The sequence below is a fragment of the Brevibacillus invocatus genome (assembly GCF_003710915.1).
GTDB lineage: Bacteria > Bacillota > Bacilli > Brevibacillales > Brevibacillaceae > Brevibacillus > Brevibacillus invocatus.
Map to the genome: position 1 here is coordinate 1 of NZ_RHHR01000067.1, position 8,375 is coordinate 8,375.

Sequence of the window (8,375 nt, forward strand, 5' to 3'; positions counted from 1 at the left end):
AATTAGCCACTGATCGGATTCGTAACGCACTGGAAAACAAGAAGCCAGTCGCGGCTTAGTTTTTAAAAAAGGATAAAGAAGAGATTGGGGCAGTCTGTATATTTTTAAGATGAGCAATTATGAAATTGATTCATGTAAGTGTTTTTATCGCTCTCTCACATACGAATTCACAAGTTGGACAAAATTTTAGGGGAAATGCCCAGTGCATCCATGTGTTGGTCAATCCTTCAATACATATCACATATTCAGCAAACATGGCTTCTTTTGCCCCATTTCCCCATATACATATAGCAGGTGTGGCAAAGAGGAGGGGAATGTATGACAAACGAAGAACGCAAGGAGCTGGAGCGATCCATCGATGAAATAACGGAAATCGCCAAGGGGTTCGGCCTTGATTTCTATCCGATGCGCTATGAGATTTGTCCGGCTGACATCATTTATACATTTGGTGCGTACGGCATGCCGACGCGATTCTCGCACTGGAGCTTCGGAAAATCCTTTCACAGAATGAAGCTGCAATACGATTTGAACCTGAGCAAAATTTACGAGCTGGTGATCAACTCCAATCCGTGTTACGCCTTTCTCTTGGACGGAAATACGCTCATCCAGAACAAGCTGATCGTGGCACACGTTTTGGCTCACTGCGACTTTTTCAAGAACAACATGCGCTTCTCCAACACCAATAGAGAAATGGTGGAAAGCATGGCGGCAAGCTCGGAGCGAATCCGCCAGTATGAGATCCAGTACGGAAAAGAAGCTGTCGAAAATCTGCTGGATGCGGCACTCGCCATCCAGGAGCATATCGATCCCAGCCTCTTGCGTCCCAAGCTTCGCTGGAAGCGGGAGCCGGAGGAGCCGGTGAACAAGGGAAGGGAGCGCACCGGCCCCTACGACGATTTGTGGGGACTGGATCAAAGGGAGAAAAAGGACCAAGAAGGTGCCGCGAAGCCTGCTTTGCGCAAATTCCCGCCTGCACCGGAGAAAGACCTGCTGCTGTTCATCATGGAGTACAGCACGGTGCTGGATGACTGGCAGCGCGACGTCCTGACGATCATCCGAGATGAAATGCTGTATTTCTGGCCGCAGCTGGAGACGAAGATCATGAACGAAGGCTGGGCTACCTACTGGCATATGCGCATCCTGCGGGAGATGGAGCTCACCGAGGCGGAGACGATTGATTTTGCCAAGCTGCACTCCTCCGTGATCCAGCCGTCCACGACGAGCATCAATCCGTACCATCTCGGCTTGAAAATCTTTGAGGATATCGAGGAACGCTGGAACAATCCGACGAAGGAAGAACAGGAGCGATCTGGACGCAAGCCTGGAGAGGGGCGCGCGAAGCTGTTTGAGGTGCGGGAGCTGGAGTCGGATATCAGCTTTATCCGCAATTTCCTCACAGAAGATCTCGTCAGCAAGCTGGATCTCTACATGTTTGGCAAGCAAGGAAACGAGTGGGTCGTAACCGACAAACAGTGGGAGCAGGTGCGGGATGCCCTGGCGGAGACGCGCGTGAACGGAGGCTTCCCTTACGTCATGGTTCACGATGGCGACCATTTGCGTACAGGCGAGCTGTATCTCAAGCATCATTTCGAGGGGCTGGAGCTGGATGTCAAATATGTGGAGAAGACGTTGCCATACGTGTACCATCTCTGGGGCAAAAATGTCCATCTGGAATCCGTGATCGAGGATCGCCAGGTACTGTTCACCTATGAAGGTAAGAAAGTGAATCGCCGGTTTTTGTAGCCAAAGAATAGGCTGAAAGAAAAGTGGGAAAACCGTAGACTCGGTCCGACATCCGGATCGGGGCTACGGTGATAAAGAATGCTGTCAGCAAAGCTACTACCGTAAGCAAAAGCGGTACGCCGAAGGATTCGATAGAGAACGGGATACCCTCGAATTTCAGGTAGTCAGCGCGATACTCCAGACGTTTTGCTCCGTATATAGCTGTCTGAATATCTTCCTGCCGCGACAAATCTTCAAGCGGCGCATCGAACATAAATCTGTCTGCTGAATCGCTGTGCAAGAATTCTGGCTCCAAGGCACTTCCTTTTTCGTACCACTCTTTTACAATCTTATCTGCCAAGGTTTTTGCATCGCTTACCGGAACGATCACACGATCCAGCTCCGGACCATTCTCTATTTGATATTTTGCAATAAGGTTAAGTTTATATTTTGTCACGATCGGCTGTTTCGAATTTGAAAGGGAAATTACCTTAGTCGTTCCGGAAGCGGCATACGTATCATAAATCGTTGACAGCTCCCCTTCATCCATCCCGTCATACAGCAGCACGCCTGTCTGTTTCTGGTTCCATTGGAATGCTTGATTGAACAAATAAACAGATTCGCTCAGATCAATATAATAAGGATCAACCTTTGGATTTTTGACAAAATGGTAAGAAGGATAATTCATTTCGTTAGCTATTTTTTCAGCCATGGATTCGCCCAATTGTTGTGAGATCACATAGAGGGTTGCATCGATACCGGATGTGAGACCAGGCGAAGAAACCATATTCTCGCTACCAACAACAAACCGCTGGTCCCTTATCCAGTTCGTTTCAGGAAATGTCTTTTTTTCTGGTCAAAGAATTGCCAATGTATGGTGGATGATTTCCCTTGCAGCAATCCCGTATCTGCAGACATATGTTATTGAACAAGGCACGAAGGTTTTAGGTTTTGTATCAATGGTTGACAATTACCTAGCAGCATTGTTCATTGATGTGACTCAACACAATAAAGGGTATGGAAAACAACTGCTAGAGTTTGTAAAGGGGCAGAATGAAGCGATACAACTAAAAGTTTATCAGAGAAATACGAACGCAATTGATTTTTACCTTAGAATGTTCGCTGTAAAGGTAGGGATTGATAATGTTCACCCTAACGGATTTTCAGGATGCAATAGAACACCAAATCCTTCACAATCGAAATAAAAGCATCTTTTATGAGCTGGAAAATGGAAATCTGATATGTAATCCTTCTAGGAAAACCACTGACCTATTAATACATCAAACAGCAGACATATCCCAGTTTATCCAATCTATAAAAAAAGACGGAAAGTATGAGCAACAGCTGAGATATATTGCGGATAAATCCATAAAATTATTTATGGAAGTGATTCTCTTAAGTAATCAAAAAAATCTTCTATGAACTGACCGCATCTCGTTTATTTGAATGGGAGTGTGGTCGGTTCATTAGATCTTTTATTGCTTGTAAGGGTTGCATCTGAAGAAAACTAGCCGTATGATAACACCAAGCCAATCATCATAAAGGAGTGAACCAGCATGGCAAAAAGCAGCGCACGCAAGCAACGCGAGAAGTGGGCGCGCGAAGGCAAACGCAATCCGGAGCTGAACAGAAGCATTTTTGCATTTGCGGATATGAAACAGCGCGTGACGAAGACAAAGACTGAAAAACTGCATCAGAACAAGCACAAAAGGTCGTTATCCTACCACAGAGATGATGACCTTTTCTATTTGTTCCGAAGCGCCTCCTAGCATTCACCCTATACAGGAAAATAATTGAAATCATACTGCGTGTAGCGAATGATAAGTCTATGATAAAGGTAACTATTTACGTTGTTATGGGGGAGCGATCATGACAGAATTTCTACTTAGTGTCCTGCAGCTGATCATCGTCGATCTGGTGTTGAGTGGCGACAATGCCGTCGTGATCGCACTGGCTTGCCGCAATTTGAATCCTCAGCTGCAGAAAAAGGCCATTTTTTGGGGAACATTTGGGGCTGTTGGAATGCGGGTCGTCCTGACTTTTATAGCGATCTGGCTCTTGAAAATTCCGCTTGTTCAGGTAGTGGGCGGTCTGCTGCTTCTGGTGATCGCGATCAAGCTGTTGAAGGGCGAAGAGGAAGACAGTGAAGTCGAGAGCAGCTCATCGATGATGGGAGCACTGAAAACGATTATTTTTGCGGATATGATTATGAGCTTGGATAATGTCATTGCCGTTGCTGGTGCAGCAAAAGGCAGCATGCTCCTGGTCGTGATCGGGCTTGCCATCAGTATTCCGATGATTATCTGGGGAAGCCGCTTGCTGATGAAGCTGATGAAACGCTTTCCCGTCATCGTGTTGCTTGGAGCAGGGATGCTGGGTTTTACAGCGGGTCAAATGATTATGGGGGACAAGCTGGTCGGGCTGTACGTAGAGAAGTATGTGCCGCTTTCGCCGACTATCCTGCCCGTTGCCTTGACACTTGTGGTCATTGCTTTGGGATCTTATATGAAGCGTCATGGCTCGAAGCCTGATTCGAATCCTACCACCAATAAAAATGCGGAGAATGTATAGCCTATGGAGTATCGGGATTGGCAAATCCTTCACATGCTGTATCAGGAACAAAATATTACGAAGACAGCTCAGGCGTTGTATATCTCTCAGCCAGCTCTCACCAAACGCCTGCGTCAGATTGAAAAAGAGTTCGACGTCCAGATCGTGCAACGGGGCCCAAGAGGTGTTCAATTTACACCAGAGGGGGAGTATTTGGCCAGATGTGCGGATGAAATGCTGCTTCGCCTGCGCAAAATCAAGGAACATGTCGCCAACATGAAAGAAACCGTAACGGGTACGCTACGTCTTGGTGTCTCCAACTACTTTGCCAGGTGCCAGCTTCCGCGCCTGTTGAAGCTTTTTCACAGGAGTATCCTGGTGTGGAGTTAAAAGTGCTAACAGGTTTTAGCAAAGAGGTTTACAAGTCCGTGTACAACCAGGATGTGCATGTCGGCTTCGTACGCGGGGACTACAAATGGGCAGATCGAAAGCTGCTGCTGTTCGAGGAGAGCATCTGCGTGGTCTCTAAAGATGCTGTCGACTTGCAGGAGCTCCCCAATCTGCCGCGGATCGATTACGAGACCGATCCGCTATTTCTGGCGTTGTTGGAAAATTGGTGGACGGGTCACTATGCACAGCCTCCCATGGTCGGGATGGAGGTCGACAAGGCGGATACGTGTACCGAAATGGTGGCAAACGGCTTGGGCTATGCGATCCTGCCGCGCTTTGTGCTGAAAGGAAAGGAGCATCTCTTTACCCAAGCGCTGACCGACAAACACGGGAAGACGATTGAACAGTCCGCTGCCTTGGTTGCTCGGTGCTTTGGTCACCACGGTGATCAGCATTTTTCTGGGCGTAAAAAACTTGTGGATTCCCCGATCCTTTCGAAATATCGGATTGGTCGTGATCGGCATATCGCTTGGCTTGCACATGACGACTGAAATCTGGCAGGCTATGACAGGTCATCTCGGTTTGATGCTGATTACGACGTGTATGACTGTGTTGATTGGCTTGGGAAATGCCTGGCTGCTCCATAAGGTAGGAAAGGTCGATGGCATTACGGCTGTATTCAGCAACATTCCCGGTGGCTTGTCGGAGATGGTAGCAGTCGGGCAGTCGGTGGGAGGAAATCAACAGATCATTACCATTTTTCACTCGATCCGCGCTGTCGCCGTGGTGCTATGTGTGCCGTTCATCGTGACCTGGCTGTCCCATGCTTCTGAGACCGCTACACTGACTCCCGGCATGGGGCAGGGTGATTGGGGCGCAGATTTTGATCGGAATTAGCGTTGGCTTGGGCTTCCGCAGAGAGGATATAAGAAATCATCGCCGATATTTCCTGCTTGGCCTGATGCAAGCAATGCTTCTGATCCTATTGGTAATCCTGCTGGCTTTCACCATGAGCTATCTGACTGAGACCAGCATGGCGACCAACCTTTTGGCTGTCGCTCCTGGAGGAATCGCGGAGATGAGCCTTACTGCGATGACGATAGGAGCAGATCCGCTATTGGTGTCCGCTTTTCAATTGTTCCGTGTGCTGTTCGTTCTTTCTCTGTTTTCGTTGGGAGTACGCACGTGGTTGAAGCGCCATCCGGAAGTGATGGAAGCAGCCAATAAGTCCGCTTGATTCGATCTTTAAACAGCGTAGCCCAAATCAAAACCTGCGTTTTCCATTCGTGGACGACGCAGGTTTTTTTTACATCTTCACGTATTTGACACAGAGGAAAAGAATAACAATCGCCTAGCCAATAGGTTTACGGAAGAACTTTTGACAAATTTCTAATAAAAAATTGAACAAATCATGAACAAAAAGTGAATTTTATGTTACAATCAAAGCAACAAATAAGGAAGCGCTATCTTACTACGGATGATAAGGGGTTATGCAACATGAATAATCAAGATCATAAAGCTGCGAATACATTAAAATGGATGGCTTGGACTGCAACAATCGTCGGTATGCTTTTGCTGGTGTTCAATGTAAGCGATCTCAGATCGGAAAATTTCCCGCTGATGGTCTCGATCGGATGTTTGATTGCTGGTATGAACATTTTCCTGTTGAGCGCTGTGTTCCGCCTCATGACCCTGAAGGCACAGTAAATGAACAGTATAGAAGGGATCTCTCGCCACCTTTAGAAGGGGCGATTTTCTTTTTTCGTCAAGTATTCCAATCCCGAGCTCGTCAGCTTGATCCCTGTCCTCCCCCGCGAAGTGAGAATGAAGCCACGCGCTTCCAAAGCTTTCAACCTCGTGCGCAGCTGTTGTTCGGACAGATCCTTTTTCCACGCTTGCGTTTTTTCTGCGATTTTTTTTCTCCCTATCGATTCACCCAGTTGGTTGTTCGTAAAAATCGTTTCCAGGATAAAAAGAAATTCCTCTGTATCGCTCGGCAGCTCCTCCAATGTCTCACGGCTGAGAGCGTTGGCAGCAGTGGGCTGAAAAAAGCTTTCGCTGGGTAGATCATCCAAGGTGATACTCGACTCGTCGCACACCGCCAGCATGTAATCGATGATATTTTTCAGCTCTCGTACGTTGCCATTCCATTGATACCGAATCAGATGCTCCATCACTTCAGGCATGATCTGCATGTGGCTTCTCCCGCTTTGGCGAAGAAACACCTTTACCAGATGCGGAATATCCGCTTTGCGATTGCGCAGCTCAGGCAGATGGATAAACAAGATTTTGAGGCGATGGTAGAGGTCGGCACGATAGGTGCCTTGTTCAATCATGTGCAGCAGATTTTTATTGGTGGCCGCGATAATGCGCACATCGATGGGGATGATTTTGTTGCCGCCGATGCGCATGATCTCCTTTTCTTGCAGGACGCGCAGCAGCCGGGCTTGAAGCTTCAAGCTGATATCTCCGATTTCATCCAGGAATAGCGTACCTCCGTTTGCCTGCTCGAACAGTCCGACCTTTCCTCCTTTTTTTGCCCCTGTAAATGCTCCTTCTTCATAGCCGAACAATTCGCTTTCAACGAGATCATCCGGCAGTGCGCTAAAGTTTACTGCCAAAAAAGGGCCGTCCTGACGCAGGGATTCATTGTGAATGGCGCTCGCAAACAGCTCTTTTCCGGTACCGCTCTCTCCCTCAATCAGCACAGTCAAATTGGTCTTGGCGATCTTGGCAGCAATCTGCTTGCATTTTTGAATGCTGGAGCTGACTCCCTGTATATCCTGAAAGGTGTATTTAGCAATGTAGCCTTTTTTCACAAGCTCCCGACGGATCGTTTTTTCAACTTCGATGGTTTCGTGAGCATTTTTGAAGGTGGCCACGATGGCCCCTTCTGTTTCCAGGTAAAAGCGGTGAACGATGACATCGGTTTGAAAGATGGAGAACCAGCCCCATTCCTCCCGTGAATCATCGAGAATGAACCCGATCAACTCCGGATTGCGGAAAATGTCCTGCAGATTTCGTCCGATGGCTTTAGTCGAATGCATCCCCAGCATATGGGCTAAATTTTCATTGAAAACAGTGATAACGCCTTTGTTGTTCACCGCCAATATCCCGTCGTTTACGCCGTCCAGCACCTGCTTGAGGTGCTTGTTGAGCCTGTCGGATTCCTTGGTGGTCTTGGATAGCTTCTGGCTGAGGTCGATGATTTTGCGTATGTATTTCTCGGAGACAATGTCCCCCTTTTTTTCCATGAGATGGAGATGCTGCAAGATCGTCATGAGCGTCGTAATATCGATCAGCCTGGGGCCGATATTGACCACCTCCTGGATGAATGGGGGAACCAGATTGATTTCACCGGGAGTAATGGCAATCTTCACCTCGGCGTAGTTTTTCTTGCCGGGATAGAAAGGGTGGTAGCGAATGTGGTTAATCCCCATCTGGAGCAGAGTTTCAATTGATTCATAGACCGTTTCCGGAGCATCATTTACATACAGTGCGTCGGTATTCTCGGGGAGAAAGGGGTACCGCCAACAAAACGCGGATTTTGTACGCTAAGCCCTAATTGACAGAAAATAAGCCGGTATCCTGTACGCTAAGGATTACCGGCTTATTCGTTACTTCTTCTTTTTCAATTCCTCAATCTGCTGCTCATATTCTTTTTCTTGTTGCTTCATTTCTTCCTCGTGTTACCTTTGAAGCTGTTCAATGCG

At 47.5% G+C, this 8,375-nt stretch carries 11 protein-coding genes; 9 read left to right on the forward strand and 2 right to left on the reverse strand.

Annotation, left to right across the window (positions count from 1 at the left end; all coding sequences use genetic code 11):
- The first annotated feature begins 318 nt into the window (after window positions 1-318).
- Window positions 319-1,743, forward strand: coding sequence for a SpoVR family protein (locus EDM52_RS23555; protein WP_122911340.1), 1,425 nt, complete (start codon window positions 319-321; stop codon window positions 1,741-1,743).
- On the opposite strand, the gene EDM52_RS23560 is transcribed toward EDM52_RS23555, so the two are convergent.
- Window positions 1,703-2,461, reverse strand: coding sequence for a hypothetical protein (locus EDM52_RS23560; RefSeq protein WP_183185331.1), 759 nt, complete (start codon window positions 2,459-2,461; stop codon window positions 1,703-1,705). The genes EDM52_RS23555 and EDM52_RS23560 overlap by 41 nt on opposite strands.
- A gap of 25 nt (window positions 2,462-2,486) precedes the next feature.
- On the opposite strand from EDM52_RS23560, the gene EDM52_RS23565 reads away from it, so the two are divergent.
- From EDM52_RS23565 to EDM52_RS23590, 8 genes are all read left to right on the forward strand, one after another.
- The gene (locus EDM52_RS23565; protein WP_245997364.1) at window positions 2,487-2,927 is read left to right on the forward strand and encodes a GNAT family N-acetyltransferase; all 441 of its coding nucleotides are present in this window, start codon (window positions 2,487-2,489) and stop codon (window positions 2,925-2,927) included.
- Between the two features lie 351 nt (window positions 2,928-3,278).
- Window positions 3,279-3,491 (forward strand): hypothetical protein, encoded by a 213-nt coding sequence (locus EDM52_RS23570; RefSeq protein ID WP_122911343.1) that lies wholly within the window; start codon window positions 3,279-3,281, stop codon window positions 3,489-3,491.
- A gap of 100 nt (window positions 3,492-3,591) precedes the next feature.
- Complete coding sequence (locus EDM52_RS23575) at window positions 3,592-4,293, forward strand: TerC family protein (RefSeq protein WP_122911344.1); 702 nt, start codon at window positions 3,592-3,594, stop codon at window positions 4,291-4,293.
- Window positions 4,294-4,296: 3 nt separating this feature from the next.
- The gene (locus tag EDM52_RS25570; RefSeq protein ID WP_338068345.1) at window positions 4,297-4,662 is read left to right on the forward strand and encodes a LysR family transcriptional regulator; all 366 of its coding nucleotides are present in this window, start codon (window positions 4,297-4,299) and stop codon (window positions 4,660-4,662) included.
- A complete protein-coding gene (locus EDM52_RS25575) occupies window positions 4,653-5,213 on the forward strand; it encodes a substrate-binding domain-containing protein (protein WP_338068346.1) in 561 nt (186 codons plus the stop codon). Before EDM52_RS25570 ends, EDM52_RS25575 begins: the two co-directional genes overlap by 10 nt.
- Complete coding sequence (locus EDM52_RS25365) at window positions 5,107-5,559, forward strand: AbrB family transcriptional regulator (RefSeq protein ID WP_245997366.1); 453 nt, start codon at window positions 5,107-5,109, stop codon at window positions 5,557-5,559. The genes EDM52_RS25575 and EDM52_RS25365 overlap by 107 nt, the downstream gene beginning before the upstream one ends.
- Window positions 5,528-5,899, forward strand: coding sequence for an AbrB family transcriptional regulator (locus tag EDM52_RS25370; RefSeq protein WP_245997368.1), 372 nt, complete (start codon window positions 5,528-5,530; stop codon window positions 5,897-5,899). The genes EDM52_RS25365 and EDM52_RS25370 overlap by 32 nt, the downstream gene beginning before the upstream one ends.
- A 260-nt stretch (window positions 5,900-6,159) precedes the next feature.
- Window positions 6,160-6,369 carry a hypothetical protein gene (locus EDM52_RS23590; protein ID WP_122911345.1) on the forward strand — a complete coding sequence of 70 codons (210 nt, stop codon included), beginning with the start codon at window positions 6,160-6,162 and terminating at the stop codon, window positions 6,367-6,369.
- 32 nt (window positions 6,370-6,401) lie between these two features.
- Here EDM52_RS23590 and EDM52_RS23595 read toward each other — a convergent pair whose 3' ends face one another.
- A complete protein-coding gene (locus EDM52_RS23595) occupies window positions 6,402-8,102 on the reverse strand; it encodes a sigma 54-interacting transcriptional regulator (RefSeq protein ID WP_245997371.1) in 1,701 nt (566 codons plus the stop codon).
- Between the last annotated feature and the right edge of the window lie 273 nt (window positions 8,103-8,375).